Origin of the sequence: Mycobacterium sp. PS03-16, from assembly GCF_004570325.1 — a bacterium.
Lineage (GTDB): Bacteria > Actinomycetota > Actinomycetes > Mycobacteriales > Mycobacteriaceae > Mycobacterium.
In genome coordinates this window covers 304,683-321,801 of sequence record NZ_SPQO01000002.1, presented here as the reverse complement: position 1 = coordinate 321,801, position 17,119 = coordinate 304,683, and the positions used below count along the sequence as shown (strand labels likewise).

21 protein-coding genes, 1 tRNA gene and 1 pseudogene are annotated in these 17,119 nt (G+C 70.4%); 9 read left to right on the top strand and 14 right to left on the bottom strand.

Annotated features, from left to right (window positions below; genetic code table 11):
- Window positions 1–636: pseudogene (locus E4P42_RS03090) on the bottom strand (hypothetical protein); the annotation flags it as partial.
- 470 nt (window positions 637–1,106) lie between these two features.
- Between E4P42_RS03090 and E4P42_RS03085 the strand changes: the two are divergent.
- Window positions 1,107–1,868, top strand: coding sequence for a VOC family protein (locus E4P42_RS03085; protein WP_135122868.1), 762 nt, complete (start codon window positions 1,107–1,109; stop codon window positions 1,866–1,868).
- Here E4P42_RS03085 and E4P42_RS03080 read toward each other — a convergent pair.
- A complete protein-coding gene (locus E4P42_RS03080; protein WP_135122867.1) occupies window positions 1,865–2,311 on the bottom strand; it encodes a cupin domain-containing protein in 447 nt (148 codons plus the stop codon). The genes E4P42_RS03085 and E4P42_RS03080 overlap by 4 nt on opposite strands.
- 93 nt (window positions 2,312–2,404) lie before the next feature.
- Here E4P42_RS03080 and E4P42_RS03075 point away from each other — a divergent pair, with 93 nt between their 5' ends.
- On the top strand, window positions 2,405–2,824 hold the full coding sequence (locus E4P42_RS03075; protein WP_135122866.1) for a hypothetical protein: 420 nt from the start codon (window positions 2,405–2,407) through the stop codon (window positions 2,822–2,824).
- Window positions 2,825–2,879: 55 nt separating this feature from the next.
- Here the strand turns inward: E4P42_RS03075 and E4P42_RS03070 are convergent, their stop codons facing one another.
- On the bottom strand, window positions 2,880–3,329 hold the full coding sequence (locus E4P42_RS03070; protein WP_135122865.1) for an Hsp20/alpha crystallin family protein: 450 nt from the start codon (window positions 3,327–3,329) through the stop codon (window positions 2,880–2,882).
- A gap of 483 nt (window positions 3,330–3,812) precedes the next feature.
- Between E4P42_RS03070 and E4P42_RS03065 the strand changes: the two genes are divergently transcribed.
- Window positions 3,813–4,496: a GAF and ANTAR domain-containing protein gene (locus tag E4P42_RS03065; protein ID WP_135122864.1), complete on the top strand. Its 684-nt coding sequence runs from the start codon at window positions 3,813–3,815 to the stop codon at window positions 4,494–4,496.
- On the opposite strand, the gene E4P42_RS03060 is transcribed toward E4P42_RS03065, so the two are convergent.
- Together E4P42_RS03060 and E4P42_RS03055 are read right to left on the bottom strand one after the other, a co-directional pair.
- Complete coding sequence (locus E4P42_RS03060) at window positions 4,497–4,727, bottom strand: hypothetical protein (protein WP_135122863.1); 231 nt, start codon at window positions 4,725–4,727, stop codon at window positions 4,497–4,499.
- Between the two features lie 107 nt (window positions 4,728–4,834).
- Window positions 4,835–4,907: transfer RNA gene (locus tag E4P42_RS03055), tRNA-Arg, on the bottom strand.
- 99 nt (window positions 4,908–5,006) lie between these two features.
- Here E4P42_RS03055 and E4P42_RS03050 point away from each other — a divergent pair.
- The 3 genes from E4P42_RS03050 to E4P42_RS03040 are packed head-to-tail and all read left to right on the top strand — an operon-like array spanning window position 5,007 to window position 6,588.
- Window positions 5,007–5,723, top strand: coding sequence for a hypothetical protein (locus E4P42_RS03050; RefSeq protein ID WP_135122862.1), 717 nt, complete (start codon window positions 5,007–5,009; stop codon window positions 5,721–5,723).
- The gene (locus tag E4P42_RS03045) at window positions 5,720–6,313 is read left to right on the top strand and encodes a cytochrome c oxidase subunit 3 (protein ID WP_256371140.1); all 594 of its coding nucleotides are present in this window, start codon (window positions 5,720–5,722) and stop codon (window positions 6,311–6,313) included. Before E4P42_RS03050 ends, E4P42_RS03045 begins: the two co-directional genes overlap by 4 nt.
- On the top strand, window positions 6,310–6,588 hold the full coding sequence (locus E4P42_RS03040) for a cytochrome C oxidase subunit IV family protein (protein WP_135122861.1): 279 nt from the start codon (window positions 6,310–6,312) through the stop codon (window positions 6,586–6,588). Before E4P42_RS03045 ends, E4P42_RS03040 begins: the two co-directional genes overlap by 4 nt.
- A 4-nt stretch (window positions 6,589–6,592) precedes the next feature.
- Here E4P42_RS03040 and E4P42_RS03035 read toward each other — a convergent pair whose 3' ends face one another.
- Window positions 6,593–7,417, bottom strand: a complete 825-nt coding sequence (locus E4P42_RS03035) for a TIGR03621 family F420-dependent LLM class oxidoreductase (protein WP_135122860.1) — start codon at window positions 7,415–7,417, stop codon at window positions 6,593–6,595.
- Window positions 7,418–7,588: 171 nt separating this feature from the next.
- On the opposite strand from E4P42_RS03035, the gene E4P42_RS03030 reads away from it, so the two are divergent.
- Window positions 7,589–8,689: a glutamate--cysteine ligase gene (locus E4P42_RS03030; RefSeq protein WP_135122859.1), complete on the top strand. Its 1,101-nt coding sequence runs from the start codon at window positions 7,589–7,591 to the stop codon at window positions 8,687–8,689.
- Here E4P42_RS03030 and E4P42_RS03025 read toward each other — a convergent pair.
- The 3 genes from E4P42_RS03025 to E4P42_RS03015 form a co-directional block, all read right to left on the bottom strand.
- Window positions 8,686–9,408, bottom strand: coding sequence for an anti-sigma factor domain-containing protein (locus tag E4P42_RS03025; protein ID WP_135122858.1), 723 nt, complete (start codon window positions 9,406–9,408; stop codon window positions 8,686–8,688). The two genes, E4P42_RS03030 and E4P42_RS03025, sit on opposite strands and share 4 nt — an antisense overlap.
- Window positions 9,405–9,986, bottom strand: coding sequence for a sigma-70 family RNA polymerase sigma factor (locus E4P42_RS03020; protein WP_135122857.1), 582 nt, complete (start codon window positions 9,984–9,986; stop codon window positions 9,405–9,407). The genes E4P42_RS03025 and E4P42_RS03020 overlap by 4 nt, the downstream gene beginning before the upstream one ends.
- Before the next feature lie 76 nt (window positions 9,987–10,062).
- Window positions 10,063–10,857 (bottom strand): DUF1365 domain-containing protein, encoded by a 795-nt coding sequence (locus E4P42_RS03015; protein WP_245233861.1) that lies wholly within the window; start codon window positions 10,855–10,857, stop codon window positions 10,063–10,065.
- A gap of 47 nt (window positions 10,858–10,904) precedes the next feature.
- Here E4P42_RS03015 and E4P42_RS03010 point away from each other — a divergent pair, with 47 nt between their 5' ends.
- The gene (locus E4P42_RS03010) at window positions 10,905–12,506 is read left to right on the top strand and encodes an amidohydrolase (RefSeq protein WP_135122855.1); all 1,602 of its coding nucleotides are present in this window, start codon (window positions 10,905–10,907) and stop codon (window positions 12,504–12,506) included.
- A gap of 11 nt (window positions 12,507–12,517) precedes the next feature.
- A complete protein-coding gene (locus E4P42_RS03005; protein ID WP_135122854.1) occupies window positions 12,518–13,891 on the top strand; it encodes an APC family permease in 1,374 nt (457 codons plus the stop codon).
- 13 nt (window positions 13,892–13,904) lie between these two features.
- On the opposite strand, the gene E4P42_RS03000 is transcribed toward E4P42_RS03005, so the two are convergent.
- From E4P42_RS03000 to E4P42_RS02980, 5 genes are all read right to left on the bottom strand, one after another.
- Window positions 13,905–14,966, bottom strand: a complete 1,062-nt coding sequence (locus E4P42_RS03000) for a poly-gamma-glutamate hydrolase family protein (RefSeq protein WP_135122853.1) — start codon at window positions 14,964–14,966, stop codon at window positions 13,905–13,907.
- On the bottom strand, window positions 14,967–16,193 hold the full coding sequence (locus E4P42_RS02995; protein WP_135122852.1) for an Nramp family divalent metal transporter: 1,227 nt from the start codon (window positions 16,191–16,193) through the stop codon (window positions 14,967–14,969).
- Window positions 16,194–16,292: 99 nt separating this feature from the next.
- A complete protein-coding gene (locus E4P42_RS02990; protein ID WP_135122851.1) occupies window positions 16,293–16,538 on the bottom strand; it encodes a hypothetical protein in 246 nt (81 codons plus the stop codon).
- Window positions 16,539–16,546: 8 nt separating this feature from the next.
- Window positions 16,547–16,804 carry a hypothetical protein gene (locus tag E4P42_RS02985; protein WP_135122850.1) on the bottom strand — a complete coding sequence of 86 codons (258 nt, stop codon included), beginning with the start codon at window positions 16,802–16,804 and terminating at the stop codon, window positions 16,547–16,549.
- A 5-nt stretch (window positions 16,805–16,809) separates the two neighbouring features.
- A complete protein-coding gene (locus E4P42_RS02980; RefSeq protein ID WP_135122849.1) occupies window positions 16,810–17,088 on the bottom strand; it encodes a hypothetical protein in 279 nt (92 codons plus the stop codon).
- Window positions 17,089–17,119 lie beyond the last annotated feature (31 nt).

Here is a 17,119-nt window from a genome sequence, read left to right as displayed (position 1 = left end):
GCCGTTACCGGCCCGGCCACCCGCCTGGCCGGCGCCGCCCGCGGCGCCCGCGCCACCGGTGCCACCGTCACCGCCGGTGCCGAAGAACAGGCCGCCGTTACCGCCGCGGCCGCCGACGCCACCGGTCACGCCGGTTCCGCCGTCACCACCGCGGCCGAAGAACAGGCCGCCGTCGCCGCCGCGGCCACCGTTGAGCCCGTCACCGCCCCGGCCGAAGAGGAGCCCGGCGTTACCGCCGTTGCACGCGTCACCCGTGCATCCGGCCTGTGCGTCGATGCCGTTGCCGATGAGCCAACCGCCGGGGCCGATGGGCCGGAAGATCGAGAACGGATCCGACCCCAGCTGTCCCGGCAGGGCGATCGCGAGCGCGTCGGCGTTGAGATCGGATCCGGCACCGATCAAGCTGCGGCCGTTGCTCTGGTTCTCCAGCCACCACCATTCCGGGGCGGTCGGTGCGGGCGCCATGGTGGAGCCGAACGACGTCAGCTCGACCGCGTGCGTCGCCGCGCCGGCAGGGGTCTGCGGCGAGGCGACGAACAGGCCGACGCCGACCATGGCGGCGCCGCCGACTCCGGCCGTCACGCACTGACGGGCCGAGATTCGCGCCTGGCGCCGGCTCTTGCGGTGTCTGGACATGTCAGGGTCCCTTCGATGAGGAGAGCACGCCCACCGCGAGTCGGTGGATGTGTGTTTGCTGTGAACCGACGGCAGTAATCTAAGGTTTTGCTGATAACAACGTCAAGGATTTACATCGTCGGTGGTCAGCAATCTCAATCCGCCAGCACAGTCGACGTATCGGTCTGCCCTGATCGGCGCGAAGCGGCCAACGATGATACGGCCGAGAACATGTCCACCAGGCAGTTTTGCCGTATTTTCGTGTCGTCGCGGTCAGATGCCCGCGACGGCCGGCGTCAATATTTCGAGCATATTTGACGCCACCGGCAAATCCAAGTCTTTCGCCCATCGGACATATGTCGCTGGCTGACAGTTCGCGGAAATACGCGACGGCTGCGAATCAATATTTGCGTCAGGCAGGCCCGATGACTTTCCCGCGCGGCGGTGGTCTGCACCGGTGACCGACTCACCCGCCGAGACAAGGAGACCCCGTGTCCGTCCGCACCTCCGCCCCGCTGGGCGCCCCCACCTGGATCGACCTCGCGTCCTCGGACGTCGAACGGTCGCAGGAGTTTCACCGCGCAGTGTTCGGCTGGACCTTCGAGTCCGCGGGACCGGACTACGGCGGCTACGTCAACGCGTTCTGCGGGGGCAGGCCCGTCGCCGGGCTGATGCACAACGACCCGCAGTGGAACAGCCCCGACGGCTGGACCACCTACTTCCACACCACAGATATGAGAGCCACTCTGCAGCGGGCGCTGGCCGCGGGCGCCGTCGCGTGCGTCGACCCCGTCGAGCCGATGCAAATCGGGGACAAGGGCTGGATGGGTATGCTGACCGACCCCACTGGGGCGTTCTTCGGGCTGTGGCAGCCGGCCGGGCATCGCGGCTTCGAGGTGGTCGACGAGAACGGCGCACCGGTGTATTTCCAGCTGACCACCTGCGATCACGCCAAGGCGCTCGACTTCTACCGCGAGACCTTCGGATGGCAGATCGAGACGGTATCGGACACCGATGAGTTCCGCTACAGCACAGCGAACTTCGACGGCAAGGCGTTGCTCGGCGTGATGTCGTGGGACGTGGAACCGGACTGGTGCGTCTTCCTGGGCGCCGACGACGTGGACAGAACCGTGCAGCTGGTGCTCGACCACGGCGGCAGCGTGCGGCGCGGAGCCGAGGACACGCCCTACGGACGGCTCGCCGCGGTCACGGACTGCACCGGTGCGGCGTTCAACCTGTCCTCGCTCGGCTAGTCGGTGGCGGCACCGAGTTCGAAGTCGGCGAAGTCGAATCCGGGGACCACGACGCAGCTGACCAGGCTGGGCTCGTCGTCGCGCGGCCGCGCCCGCTGCCAGTGCCGCGCCGGCACCACCAGCTGCGGATGCTCGCCGGCGTCGGTGTCGCTGCCGAGCACATGTGTTGTCGCCGAATCGTGTTCGGGACCCATCTCGAGCAGCAGCGGACTGCCCCGGTGGAACAGCCACAGTTCGGCGCTGCGCACCGTGTGCCATGCGGACTGCTGACCCGGCATGAGCAGGAACAGGATCGCGGTGCCCGCGCTGCGCGGGCCGGTGTAGTCCGGCGGCAGCGCCGACTGCGTGACGGTCAGCTCGCTACGCCACGTCTCCCGGTACCACCCGCCCTCGGGATGGGGTGACAGATCCAGCCGTTGGGCCCAGGCCGGGAGGTCGCTCATCGGGTGCACCGCCTTGGTCGAGTTCTCCTAGAGCGTAGAACCTCGGCGCGGTGGGTGACGGAGCGGCGCGGCCGCGGACGTTAGTCTCGTCGCATGCTGCGTCCCGGGTGGCTGATCGCCTCGTGTGCGGCGGTGCTGGCCGTCAGCGCGTGGCTGCCGTGGCTGACCACCGCCGAGGACGGCGGTGGGCGCGCCAACGCGATCGGGGGAACGGTCGGCAGCCTGGTGCTGCCGCCCAGATTCGGGGCCGGACAGTTGATCGTGCTGTTGGCGGCGGGCCTCGTCGTGGCCGGTGCCATGGCCGCCCGCGGCCTGTCGGTCCGCGCGGCTTCGGCTGCGGCGCTGGCGCTTTCGCTGCTCGCCAGCGGGATGACCGCCTACTACTACCGGATCAATGTGCGCGAACCGGTGGCCGCCGGGTACGGGCTCTACCTCGGCGGGGCGGTCGCCGTGGTGGCGGTGGCCTGTTCGGTCTGGGCGCTGGTCTCCGCGTTGTCGCGTCCCACCCGCTGATACGCCGCAGCCGCGGGCGGATCGACGGATCCGTCCGCGGCCCGAGCGCTGCCGGTTACCCGGCTTCGACGGTGGTCGGGGTAATGGACTTCTGGCCGCCGCCGTGGGCGACGTCGATGCGACGCGGTTTGGCCCGTTCGGCCATCGGGATGGTCACGGTCAGCACGCCGTTCTCGTAGGTCGCCGAGATGGCCGACGAGTCGACCCCCTCGCCGAGCGACAGCTGACGGCGGTAGGTCCCGAAGAACCGCTCGTTGGCCAGCCACTGCACGGAATCCTCCGACCGCGCGGTGCGGTGCGCCGAGATGGTCAGGGTGCCGTTGTCGACGTTGACGTCCACCGAGCCCGGATCCACCCCGGGGAGGTCGGCGGTCAACACATAGTGGTCGTCGATCTTGCACAGATCCATCGGCATGAACCGAGGGGTGCGATTTGATCCGGACTGGCTGGTCAGCAAACCGCGGGTCCACGCGTCGAGGTCACTGAACGGATCAAAACGAAGCACAGCAATCCACCTCCTAGTCACTCCCAGAGCCCACCACCCTGGCGGGCAGCCAAATCACTGTGCACAGTTAGATTAGCACTCTCGGTGCGAGAGTGCCAAGACCCTTTTCGGTCCAATTCCGTTGTGCGCCGCCAAGTCCGGTTCCGGTGGGGCAGGGGCGGGAGGGGTATCGCCGCGGACTGCGCGGCCGATGGCGGGGCGGGGGGCGCAGCCCGGGGCGTGAACCGGTGCATCGACGCCGGGGCACCGGCGGGCGGCGCCGCGCCGCGAGGTCCGTCGCGTGCGCCGCTACCAATGGTGGGTCGCCGTCCGGATGACTCGACAGTTTCCGGGCGGCCCCGCCGGCTCGAGGTCTGAACCGACGAGACCTCAGCGCATACGGTGGTCGACCGCCGTAGGCGCCTGCCCGGGTTATTTGCCTCACGCGGGGGATCGCAAACGTTCAGGTGTGCTTTTGGGGCGACATCGGGAAGACTGCGGATTATGACCGGGACCCGAGACCACGATGTGGCGCTGCGGATGGCCGAACTCGCCCGTTCGGTGGCCCTGCCGCGCAGCATCGACGACATCCTGACGGGCGTGACCACGGCCGCCAAGGACCTCATCCACGGGGTGGACGCCGCGGGCATTCTCCTGGTCGGACGCAACGGCAATTTCGAAACCCTCGCCCAGGTCACCGACCTGCCGCACAAACTCGACGAACTGCAGATGAAGTTCGGTGAAGGGCCGTGTGTGCAGGCCGCCCTGCAGGACACCATCGTGCGCACCGACGACTTCCGCGACGAGAGCCGCTGGCCGCAGTACGCCCCGGCATGTGTCGAGATGGGCGTGCTCAGCGGCCTGTCGTTCAAGCTCTACACCGCCGACCGCACCGCGGGCGCCCTCAACCTCTTCGGGTTCGAGCCCGACGTGTGGAACGCGGAGGCCGAGACCATCGGCACGGTGCTCGCCGCGCACGCCGCCGCTGCGGTGCTGGCCAGCCGGCAGGAGGAGCAGTTGCAGTCCGCACTGTCCACCCGCGACCGGATCGGCCAGGCCAAGGGCATCATCATGGAGCGCTACAAAGTCGACGACGTGCAGGCCTTCGAGATGATGCGGAGGTTGTCGCAGGACAGCAACAAGAAGTTGACCGAGATCGCTCAGCAGGTGATCGACACCCGCGGATGATCAGTCGTCGTGGTCGTGCTTCCAGTGGCCACGCCCGCGGTGGCCGTCCCCGTCGTGCCACTGCACCCATCCCGGGGTCTCCACGCACGCGTAGGCGAAGCCGTACGGGCCGCTGACGCACACGTCCGGACCGGCCGAGGCGGGCGCGGCACCGGCCAGCGCGATGCCCGAGGCCGCCGCCGCGGCGCCGAATCCGAGAGCCACCGTCTTACGCATTCTCGATCCGATCACACCGCGACTCTAATACGCCCGGTGCGGCCGGTCGCGTCCGGCGCGCTCGCGAAATCGCCTGCGACGCTGACGCATTCGTCAAATAGTTTGCTCGGCTAAGCGGAGAGTGCCCCCGGCAGGATTCGAACCTGCGACACCGGCTTTAGGAGAGCCGTGCTCTATCCCCTGAGCTACGAGGGCGGACCGGTCGGAGTTTACCGCCTGCTCGCGTCCGCGCCGCGCTGCGTCGTTTCGTCAAAATTGTCAGAACTACGGGCGTGGGCCGGTACCGTGCGACGCGTGGAGCTGACGCTGCAGCGCATCGGAGCCTGGTCGGGCACCGTGATGATCCTGCTGTACGGCACCTGTTTCTCCGGGATCGCCCGGCTGTTCCCGCCGCTGTCGCCCACCGCGCCGGCCGACGAGATCGCCGACTTCTTCGTCGACCACCGGCTCGCGATCCGGCTCGGCGTGGCCGGGGCCATGCTGACCGCCACGCTCGCGCTGCCGTTCCTCGCGGTGATCTGCCTGCGCATCCGCCGGGTGGAGGGGCGGTGGGGGATGCTGTCGCTCACCCAGTTGTTCGCGGCGACGATCTTCGTCCCTGCGCTGCTGTTCCCGCAGCTGCTGTTGGCCACCGCGGCGTTCCGGCCCGAGCAACGGTCGGCCGAACTCACCCAGATGCTCAACGACCTGTTCTGGCTGTGGTTCATCGGCATCGTCGGCACCATCGTCATCCAGAACGTCACGCTGGCCGTCGCGACGTTCGTCGACACCACCGATCCGCCGACGTTCCCGCGCTGGTACGGCTACCTCAACCTGTGGGTGGCCACGTTGTCGATGCCGGGCTGCGTGGTGGTGGTCTTCAACGACGGGCCGCTGGCCTGGCACGGCGTGTTCGCGTTCTACATCCCCGGGCTGGTGCTGTGCGTCTGGATCTTCGCCAGCACCGCGGTCATCGCCCGGTCGGTCGCGGCGCAGCAGGCCGCCGAGCGCTCACCGGTACCCGCGGCGTGACCGCCACCCTGCGTGCCGCGAGCGACACCTCGGTGCGCCGCACCCCGGGGGAGGCAGGCACCTGGGTGTTCCTGTTCGGCGACATGCTGGTGTTCGGCGTCTTCTTCGGCACCTTCCTGGTGGCGCGGGCGGCCGAGCCGGAGGTGTTCGACGCCGGCCGGGCCACCCTGCACCTCGGCGTCGGCGTGGCCAACACGCTGGTGTTGCTGACCAGCTCACTGTGCGTCGTGGTGGCGCTCGGCGCGATGCGCGCCGGTGGTGGCGCCCTCGCCGCGCGCGCGATCGGCGCCGCGGCCGCCCTCGGGCTGCTGTTCGTCACGCTCAAGGTCGGTGAGTACGTGATGCTGGCCGTCGACGGCTACGGCCCCAACGCCAACGGCTTCTACCTCTACTACGTGATCCTCACCGGGCTGCACCTGTTCCACGTCGCGCTCGGGCTGTCGGCGCTGGCGTTCATGGCGACGCAGGTGCGCCGCTCGCACCTCGGCGGACACCGCACCGCGCTGGTGGAGGGTGCGGCGTGCTTCTGGCACCTGGTCGACCTGCTGTGGATCTTCCTGTTCGCGCTGCTGTACCTGGTCAGCCGATGAGCACCCCGTCGGTGTCGGACCTGGTCCGCGGCCGCGCGGGCCTGACGTGGCTGCTGCTGGTGGCCGCCACGGTGGCGTCGGGGCTGGTCGGCGCCGAGCACGGCACCGGATCCCTGGTGGCGGTGCTGGTGCTGGGCATCGCCGCGGTCAAGGTGCGGCTGGTCGGGCTGGACTTCATGGAACTGCGGCACGCACCGATCCCGCTGCGTGCGGCGTTCGAGTGCTACTGCGTGGCGATGTGGGCGGTGCTGAGCGCGCTGTACCTCTGGCGGTAGCGCCTCAGCGCAGCTGCACCATCACCTTCGCGAATGCCTCGGCGTGGGGTGCCTGCACGACGATGTAGCTGATGCCGTAGGCGTCGCGGTAGTGGCGCAGCCGCTCGGCCATGTCGTGCGGTGACCCCGACAGCACGCCCGGGTGGCGCAGCAACTGGTCGTCGGTCAGCCCGGGCAGTGACCGGCGCGGGATCTTCAGGTCGGGGCGGCCGGAACCGTCGAGCGGCATCGCGGTGATCGCGAGGTTGAGCTCCACGTCCCCGAAGCGCCGGCCGGCTGCGTCCCGGACGAACGCGATGCGGTCGGCCAGCGGGTCGTCGTCCCCCTCGGCGGCGCGGTCGCCACCGGTCAGCCCGATGATCGCGGCGTGGTCGGCCGCGACGGTCAGCACCCGGTCCCCGTTGCCGGCGATCATGATCGGCACGTCGGGCAGGTGCGCCGCCATGTGCTCGCACGTGTGCCGCAGATGAGCCACCCGCTGCCCGGCCGATGGAAACGGCAGCTCGGCCGCCTCGAACTCCGCGCGGGCGTAGCCGGTGCCGAGGCCGAGTTCGAACCGGCCGCCGGACAGGTCCCGCAGCGCGGCGACGTCGCGGGCGAGCAGCGCCGGCCGGTAGAACGCCGCGTTGAGCACGAAGGTGCCCAGCCGCAGCGTGCGGGTCGCCGCGGCGGCCGCGGTCAACACGGGAAACGGCGCCAGCGCACCGAGATGGTCCGGCAGGTGCAGGACGTCGTAGCCGACGTCTTCGGCGCGGCGCGCCGCATCCTGCACGTCTGCCAGCGATTTCGCCGAGTGCAGACCGACGCCGAACCGGAAATCCGCCACCATCGTCCGATCCTAAGCAGCCGCCCAGCAATTCGATGTTTGAACGGCGGGGGCAATGGGCATCAAAGTCCCGCGCACTTCGCCCCCGCCGCGAAGACAACCGAAGAGCCACACCCAGATCCGGCCCGTCGTGAGTACGCCCGACGGGCCGGATCAATGTCTCGAGAAGGGTCCATGTCCAGCCATCCCACCGTGGGCGTCGAGGAGGAATTCCTGCTCGTCGACCCCGCCACGGGCGCGCCGATCGCCCGCAACCGGGAGGTCGCCGGCCGCGCGGCCGAGCGCGGCGTCCACCTGCAACTCGAGCTGACCTCATGCCAGGTAGAGACCACCACCGAGGTGGCGGCGAGCATGGCCGACGTGCGTGCCCAGCTGGTCCGGTTGCGGGCGACCGCCGCCCGGTCGGCCGAGGACAGCGGGGCCCGGCTGCTCGCCGCGGCCGTCCCGCCCACCGTGCCGCACGACTTCCCGATCACCGACAACCCGCGGTACCACCGCATCGCCGAACGGTTCGGCATGCTCGCCCACGAACAGGGCATCTGCGGGGCGCACGTGCACGTCGCGGTGCCGACGCGCGAGGCCGCCATCCGGGTCAGCAACCGGCTGCGGCCGTGGCTGCCCCTGCTGCTGGCGGTGAGCGCCAACTCGGCGATCTACCGCAACGACGACAGCGGCTACGCCAGCTGGCGGCGCATGCTGTGGGCCCGCTGGCCCAGCGCCGGCCCGCCGCCGCATTTCGACTCCGCCGACGAGTACGACGCGATGGTGGCGATGATGCAGCACACCGGGGCGATGCTCGACGACGGCATGGTCTATTGGGACGTGCGGCCGTCGGCGACCTTCCCGACCATCGAGGTGCGCGCCGCCGACGTTCCCGCCACGGTCGCCGACACCGTGCTGCTGGCCGCCCTGGTGCGGGCGACGGTGATGACCGCACTCGACGACGAACGCGGCGGGGTGGGGTTGCCGCGGATCTCCGCGCACGCGCTCGACGCCGCCTACTGGCGCTCGGCGCGCGATGGACTCGAGGGCGAGGCGATCGACCTCGTCGACTCGCACGCCCCGGTGCCCGCGCGCGATCTGCTGACCGACCTCGTCGACCGCATCACTCCGGCGCTGGCCGACGTCGGGGACGAGGACCTGGTCCGCGAGGAACTCGCCCGCCTCGACGCGCAGGGCAACGGTGCCATGCGGCAGCGCGCCGCGTGGCGGCGGCGCGGTGAGGTGGCCGACGTCGTCGACGCGGTGGCCGACGCGACGCTGGCCGGGACCTAGCTCAGTGGCAGCTCGGCGAACGCCGGTGAGGTCGGCTCCTGCGAGCCGCCGGGGGGTTCGACCGTGAACGCCAGCGCCTGCGACGAGCCGAGGTCGGGCAGCACCGCGGTGGTCGACGGGGAGACCGCGGTGGCGTCCATCGTGCCGGCCGAATGCGCGCCGTCATCGCCGACCAGCCACATCTGGTACACGGTGCCCGGCTGCGGCGGCGGGACGTCGTTCATCACCAGCACCCCGGCGTTGCGCTCCTTGGAGAACACCACGGTCGCGGTGCCGCCGCCGGGCACCGGCCCCGAGACGGTCTGGACGTCCGGTGCGGCGAACACCTGCTCGGCGGTGGTCTGCTGGTCGGCGGGGCGCAACGTCAGGCCGGCGACGAGCGCGCCGAGCCCGATCACCACCGCCGCCGCGGCCGCCAGCACAGCGGTCCGCCAGCGCGACCGGCTGCCACGCCTGGCGTCCAGACCCCGGACCGGGTCGGCGGCGACCGCAGCCAGCAGACTGTCCCGCAGATGCGGGGACGGCTCCAGTGCGGTGCCCGACGACAGCGCCGCCAGCGTCTCGCGGACGCTGCGGACCTCGTCGGTGAACGCCGCGGCCGTCTCGGCCGGCGCGGCCGCCAGGCGCCGATCGATCTCGGACTGCTCGTCGGCGGACACCGCATGCAGCGCATACGGTGTCGCCAGCTCGAGCAGATCCGAATTCGTGGGCTCGGTCATGTGATTCCCAGACAGTTGCGGAGGCCGCGGATGCCGTCGCGCATCCGCGACTTGATTGTCGCCAGGTTCGCCGCGAGACGCTCCGAGACCTGGACGTAGGTCAGCCCTTCGTAATAGGCGAGCTGGATCGCTTCGCGCTGCACGTCGGTCAGCGAATCCAGGCAGTCGGTGACGCGCCGCCGCTCGTCGAGCAGGATCACCGAGTCCGCGACATGGTCGACGGGCGGGTCGACCGTCGCCGCGCCGTACCGCGACTCACGCTGCGTGGCGGCCTGTTCGGAGCGCACCCGGTCCACCGCGCGGCGGTGCGCCAGCGTCAGCAGCCACGCCATGGGGCTACCCGCCTTCGGGTCGTAGCTCGACGCCGTCCGCCACACCTGCAGGTAGATGTCCTGCGTGGTTTCCTCGCTGTAGCCCGGGTCGCGCAGCACCCGGGTGACCATGCCGTACACCCTGGCCCTGGTGCGGTCGTAGAACGTGGCGAAGGCGTCGACATCGCGCTGGGCCACCTGACGCAGCAGTCCGTCCAGGTCGGTGGTCACGAGCGGTAGCCTAACCGGACCGGCGATGGCGGTCATGATAATGGTGCCCCGTCGATCTCGCAGCGGTCGCGGTGCGTCGGGCAAACCGCTTCCGGCGCAGTCGTTTCGATCTTCACGTGTGCGCCATACAGTCGGCCGGTACGGGGATCGCGGGTACCGGTGCCGCCTCGTCGACCGGTACCCGGCGCAGCCGCAGCACCGCGCCCTGGATCCGCATGCTCAGCGCACTCATCAACGGCGCCACCGGTTTGGTGATCTGCAGCCGCAGCACCTGGGCGACCGTCGCCGGACGCCGCCGTCCCCGCAGGGTCGCGACGATCGCGGGCTGGTGGTCGCGGTGCAGCGAGACCGCGAGGTCGAGCGTCTCGTCGGGGCGGGGCGCGCGCACCAGGTAATAGCCGTCGACGCCGGTGAACGGCGACATGGCCAGCTGCTTGCGGACCATCGTCGGACTCGTGCTGTCGGGCGGCAGCACGTAGGCGTGCCACTCGCCGCGGCTGTTGCGCGCCTCGGCGATGACGTGGCGCAGGACGCCGCGGGTGTCGTGGCACCAGTACAGGCTCAGCGGATTGAAGGTGTAGCCGAGCACCCGCGGCTGCAGCAGCGCGGTGACCCGGCCGCCGCCGAGATCGATGCCACGGTCGGCCAGCACCGCGTCCACCCGCGTCCGCAGCGTGTCCTCCGGCGCGCCGTCGAAGTGATCGCGTGCGTCGAACCGGGCGAACGGGCGGACCCAGCCGGGCAGCCGGGGCAGATCGTCGACGTCGACGTACCAGCTGTAGCTGTTGTGCTCGAAGTAGTGGTGCACGGGCGCGCGGCGCAGATGGGTGATCCGGGTCTGGTACAGCGCGGGCGTCGCCCCGGCGAGCGCGCCGGGCGCCTGGTCGCGGGTGGTTAAGCGTTCCACATCTGTCATTCGGAGCCCGGTCGGCGACGGATGGATATAGTCCTCGCGTGGTCGCGACGGTATTTCGGAACGGGAAGATCTGGACCGGATCCGAGGTGGTCGACGCCCTGCTCGCCGTCGACGGTGTGATCGAGGCGACGGGGGCGGCGGCCACCGGGCACCCCGCCGACGACGAGGTGGACCTCGACGGCGGCTTTCTGATGCCGTCTTTCGGCGACGGCCACGCCCATCCGATGTTCGGTGGCCTCGAAGAGGTGGGCCCACCCGTCCGCGGATGTGCGTCGATCGACGAGATCGTCGCCGCGGTGCGCCGGTACGCCGACGCGCATCCCGACACCGAGTGGATCGTCGGCGCCTCGTATGACGGCAGCCTGGTTCCCGGCGGGCTGTTCGACGCCCGCTGGCTCGACGCCGCGGTGCCCGACCGGCCGGTGGTGCTGCGCGCCTGGGACTACCACACGGTGTGGTGCAACTCGGTCGCGCTGGACCGGGCCGGGATCACCGCCGAGACGCCCGATCCGGTGCTGGGCGAGATCCCGCACCGCGACGACGGTTCGGTGCTCGGCACGCTGCGCGAGTGGGGTGCCGTCGACCTCGTCACGGCCGTGATGCCGCAGCGCGACGAGGACACCCGCATCGCCGCGCTCGGCACGGCCGCGGAGTACTACCTGGCCCGCGGGGTCACGTGGGTGCAGGACGCCTGGGTGGAGCCGCGCGATGTCGACACCTATCTCGAGGCGGCCCGCCGCGACGCGCTGGGCGTCCGGTTCAACCTCGGCCTCTACGCCGACCCGCGGGTATTCGACGCGCAGCTGCCGCAGTTCGCCGACGCGCGGGCGCGCGTCGAGGCGCTGGCGTCCCCGCGGCTGACCGCGCACACGGTGAAGTTCTTCGCCGACGGGGTCGTGGAGAACGAGACCGGAGCGCTGATCGAGCCGTACTGCTCGGGACTGCATTCGCACGGCATGCAGGTGTGGGAGGGCGACTCGCTGGCCGACGCGGCGCGGCGGGTCGACGAACTCGGCCTGCAGATCCACATCCACGCGATCGGCGACGCGGCGGTCCGCCAGGCGCTCGACGCGATCGAGCACGTGATCGCGGCGAACGGTCCGCGCGACCGCAGGCCGGTCATCGCGCATGCCCAACTGGTCGACGACGCCGACATCGACCGCTTCGCCCGGCTGGGCGTGATCGCGAACATGCAGCCGCTGTGGGCGCAGATGGATCCGCTGATGACGGTGCTGACCGTGCCGCGGCTGGGCGCCGAGCGCGCCGACCGGCAGTACCGGATGCGCACCCTCGACGAGGCCGGTGTGCTGGCGTTCGGCTCGGACTGGCCGGTGTCCTCGGGGGCGCCGCTGGACGGGATCGCGGTGGCGGCCACCCGCCGCACCGCCGATGGGGTCCCGGCGGACGGATGGACGCCGCAGGAGATCGTGCCGGTGGAGCGGGCGATGCGCGCCTACACCGCCGGGGTGGCGCGGCAGGCATTCGCCGAGACGTCGTGGGGACGGCTGGTTCCCGGTGCGAGTGCGGACCTGGTGTGGCTGAGCGCCGACCCGCGCGCCACGCCGGGACTGGAGATTCCCGCAATCGAGGTGCGCGGAACGTATCTGGGGGGCAAGCTCGTAGGGCCGTCGCGCCGCTGAAGGGAGTCTCCATGTCCTCGACCACGCCCGTGCCACCGGCAGCCGCCGGCGAGGGGCACCTGCGCCGGGTCCTCGGCGTGCCGTCGCTGGTGCTGTTCGGGCTGGTGTACATGGTGCCGCTCACCGTGTTCACCACCTACGGCATCGTCACCGTCGAATCCGGTGGCCGCGTACCGCTGGCCTACGTGGTGACGCTGGCGGCGATGATCTTCACCGCCCGGTCCTACGCCCGCATGGCCTACGCCTATCCCATCGCCGGGTCGGCATACACCTACGCGCAGAAGACGTTCGGCGCGCCCGTCGGCTTCCTGGCCGGGTGGTCGCTGCTGCTGGACTACCTGTTCCTGCCGATGCTCAACTACCTCGTCATCGGCCTCTACCTCAACGCCGCGGTGCCCGCGATCCCGGAGTGGGCGATCGTGGTGGTCACGATCCTCATCGTCACCGTGCTCAACATCGTCGGGATCGTGTCGGTGGCGCGGGCCAACATGCTGATCATCGCCATCCAGGCCGTGTTCATCGTGGTGTTCCTCGTGATGACCATCGCCACGCTGTCCGGATCCGGAACCGTCGACGTGATGGCCCCGTTCCGCGGGGACGGCAGCGCGGGCGGAATGGGGCCGGTGCTGGCGGGCGCGGCGATCCTGTGCCTGTCGTTCCTCGGCTTCGACGCGGTCTCGACGCTGGCCGAGGAGGCGCGCGACGCCCGGCGCGACGTGCCGAAGGCGATCATGCTGGCCACCGTCATCTGCGGTGTGCTGTTCATCATCCTGTCCTACGCCTCACAGGTGGTGTTCCCGTCCAACGAGTTCGAGGACGTGGACTCCGGGTCGCTGGACGTCATGACCGCTGCCGGGGGCGCCTTCCTCGCCGCGTTCTTCACCGCGGCCTACGTCGCCGGTGCGCTCGGCTCGGCGCTGACGTCGCAGGCGTCGGTGGCGCGGATCCTGTACGCGATGGGCCGCGACGGGGTGCTGCCGCGCAAGGTGTTCGGGCACGTGTCGGTGAAGTTCAGCACGCCGACGTGGGCGATCATCGTGATCTCGGTCGTCTCGCTTCTCGCGCTGGTCATCGACCTCGCGATCCTGGCGTCGGTGGTGAGCTTCGGTGCGCTGGTGGCGTTCTCCGCGGTCAACCTGACGGTGATCAAGCACTACTTCCTCGATGCGGGCGAGAAGAACGTGTTCAACAATCTGGTGTTGCCGTTGATCGGCTTCGCGTTGACGGTGTGGCTGTGGACCAGCCTGTCGGGTGAGGCGCTGACCATCGGGTTGATCTGGCTGGCCGTCGGATTCGTGTGGTTGCTCGTGGTCACCCACGGCTTCCGCCGCCCCACACCGGTGTTGGATCTCGAGGAGTCCGCGCCGGTGCGGGTTCAGCAGTAACGGGCCTTCGCGGTCAGCGCCATGTGCGCGCGGCGGCGGCGAGGCCCTGGATCAGCGCCGCGGTGGCGGGGGACAGGCCGTCGTCGCCGGGCAGGGGGCTGCGCGGGCTCAGCCCGCGGATGCGCGACGTCAGCTCCAATTGCGCTCCGCCGCCGCGCACCCGGTTGACCGGGTTGTCGGGGTGCAGACCGCGCAGTTCGCGGGGGATCGCGTCGAGGTCGGTCACCACCCGATAGCCGGGGACGTCGACGTGCTCGGCGAGATGGGCGGCGAGCCTGCGGTTCCCGCCGCCGGCCAGCAGGTCGGTGCTGCGCCCGATGCGCCCGTACCCGTGCAGCGACACTGCGACGTCGACGTGGGAGAGGAACGCGGCCAGGTGCTCCGACTCCTCGGCGCGGTAGCGGGCCGAGGGCAGATGGTGCGGGTAGCGGTCGGGGTGGCGCACGACGTACAGCGAGGCGCCGGCCGCCTCGGCGGCGCGTTCGGCGATGACGTCGGTCATCTGCTCGAGGCCGCCGCCGTGGATGGCCAGGAAGCCGAATCGCGAACGCAGCAAGCTGTCTTCGTCGATGGCAGGGTCGGCGAGAAGTTCGGTGAGTGACTGCGGACCGGTGCCGTCGGGGTGGTGGCGCTGCGGCCAGTGCATGGGGTCCCAGCGCCGCAGGAACTCGATCCAGCGCGGCGGCAGGCCGTGGTGCAGCGCGCCGTCGATGATCCGCTCGAGGTAGCCGGGTCGCGGCGGGCCCGGTTCGACGCGGTGGTCGATGTACACCCACGCCGGCGCGGGGCCATCGGCGGTCTGCACGGTGAGCCGGTCTCGGCGGTAGCGCACTGGGACGCCCTCGGCGCTGTCCAGCGTTGCGAGGTCGTGGTCGGACACCTGCCACAGCACCCCGTGCACCTGGGCGCCGTCGAGGGGCTCGACGGTGGCGACGCCGCGTTCGTTGATCAGCCAGTCGTGATCGCTCAGGGTGGCCGGGCGCGGGTCGCCGGCGTCGGGACAGCGCCGCGCCATCTGCTGCACGCACAGGTTGGACCCGTACGCGAAATAGGCGTGCCGACCGGGACGGCGCATTCAGCCCGTGACAGTCAGATAGATCAGCACCACGTTGAGCAGCGTAATCAATCCGGCGACCACCCAGCCCAGCGCGGTGGTGACGCGGTGGTTGACGTCGTCGCCCATCAGCGTGCGGTTACTGGTCAGCCGGATCAGCGGGATGAGCGCGAACGGAATGCCGAACGACAGCACCACCTGCGACAGCACCAGCGCCCGGCTCGGGTCGACGCCGACCGCGAGGATCACCAACGCCGGGATGAGCGTGACGAGCCGGCGCAGCAGCAGCGGATAGGAGCGGCGCAGGAGGCCGCCCATGATCATCGCACCGGCGTAGGCGCCCACCGACGTCGACGCGAGCCCGGAGGCCAGCAGGCCGATCGCAAAGCACAGCGCGACCGCGGGTCCCAGGGTCTGCCCCACGGCGGCGTGCGCCCCCTCGATGGAGTCGGTGCCGCTCATCCCCTGCAGGTTGGTGGCGGCCACCAGCAGCATCGCCATGTTCACCGCGCCGGCGACCAGCATCGCCAGCGCGACGTCCACCCGCGTCACCTTCAGCAGCCGGCGCCGCGGCGCGCCCGCCTCCGGGTGGCCGTGGCGGTCGCGGGCCAGACCCGAATGCAGATACACCGCGTGCGGCATCACGGTTGCGCCGAGCATCGCGGTGGCCAGCAGCACGCTCTCGACGCCGTCGAACCGGGGGATCAGCCCGCCCGCCACGTCCCCGGCCGACGGCGCCTTGACGAACAGGCTGGTGAGGAAGCCGATCGCGATCACCAGGAGCAGCCCGCTGATCACCCGTTCGAACACCCGCTGACCCCGGCGGTTCTGCACCGCCAGCAGTGCCAGCGACACCGCGCCGGTGATGAAGCCGCCGACCAGCAGCGGCAGGTCGAACAGCAGGTAGAGCGCGATGGCGCCGCCGACGATCTCGGCCAGGTCGGTGGCCATCGCCACGAGTTCGGCCTGCAGCCAGTAGGCGATCCGGGTCGGGGTGCGGGTGTGGTCGGCCACCGATTCGGGCAGCGACCGGCCGGTGACCAGGCCGAGTTTGGCCGAGAGGTACTGGACCAGCCCGGCCATGATGTTGGCCAGCACGATGACCCAGACCAGCAGGAACCCGAACTGGGCGCCGGCGCTGACGTTGGCGGCGACGTTGCCGGGGTCGACGTAGGCGATCGCCGCCACGAACGCCGGGCCGAGCAGCAGCCAGAGCGAACGGGGACGTGTCTCGGTATCAGGCAGCACCCAGCTCACCTCTCGTCCGGTTCAGCGAATCGAGAAGTTAGGGTAACCGAAATCTCGCGGGGGAAACGCGGCGACCACCGAAGTCGGCGCGATCACCGCTCAGAAGCCGATGGAGATCCCGCCGAATCCGATGCCCCAACCACCCCAACCGTACGGTCCGCCGACGTTCGTCTCCGGCGGTGTGGTGACGATCTGGGTGCTGCCCCCGGTCTCGCACTGGGTGGTGCGCTGCCCGGTGTTCACGCAATCCGGCAGCGCGGACGCCACGGGTGCGACAGCGAGGGTCGCGCCGGCGAGAAGTGTCGTCAGTGCCAGTGTGCCGATGCGGCGAACCGGCGTTCGCATGATGCTTCCTAAGGCCAGTCGACGACCAGTGCGGGACCGTAGTACGCGTCGCCGTACGGATAGAGATAGGTGGTGTTGATCTGTCCCGGCGAGGTGGTGATCTGAGCGTTGCCCGGGCTCTGGCACACGGTGGTCGAACCGCCGAAGGCGGTCTGGCCGGTGTTGACGCAGTTGGGCTGCGCGCCGGCGACGGGCGCGGCCAACACCGCGACGGCGCCGGCGGCGGCCAGCGTGAGCGGCGCGAGGCGGCGGACGGTCTTTCGCATCTCGGTCAGCCCCAGTTCACGACGGTGCCGACGCCGTAGTACGGATCGCCCCACGGGTAGAGGTAGGTGCTCTGGTTGTGGATGTCACCGGGCTGCGTGGCGAACTGGGTCTCCCACGGAGGGCAGGTGTGGCCCTGGCCCAGGGCGTTGGGAGCGACGTTGAGGCACTTGCCGTCATGCTCGCCGCTGGGCTGCGCAACTGCCGTCGGTGCGGCGGCGATCGCCGCGGCGGCGCCCGCAGCTGCGACAAGGGGAAGAAGAAGGCGCAGAGCAGCGGTACGCATGAGACCGTCCTTGAGTCGGCGTGCAGCTTAC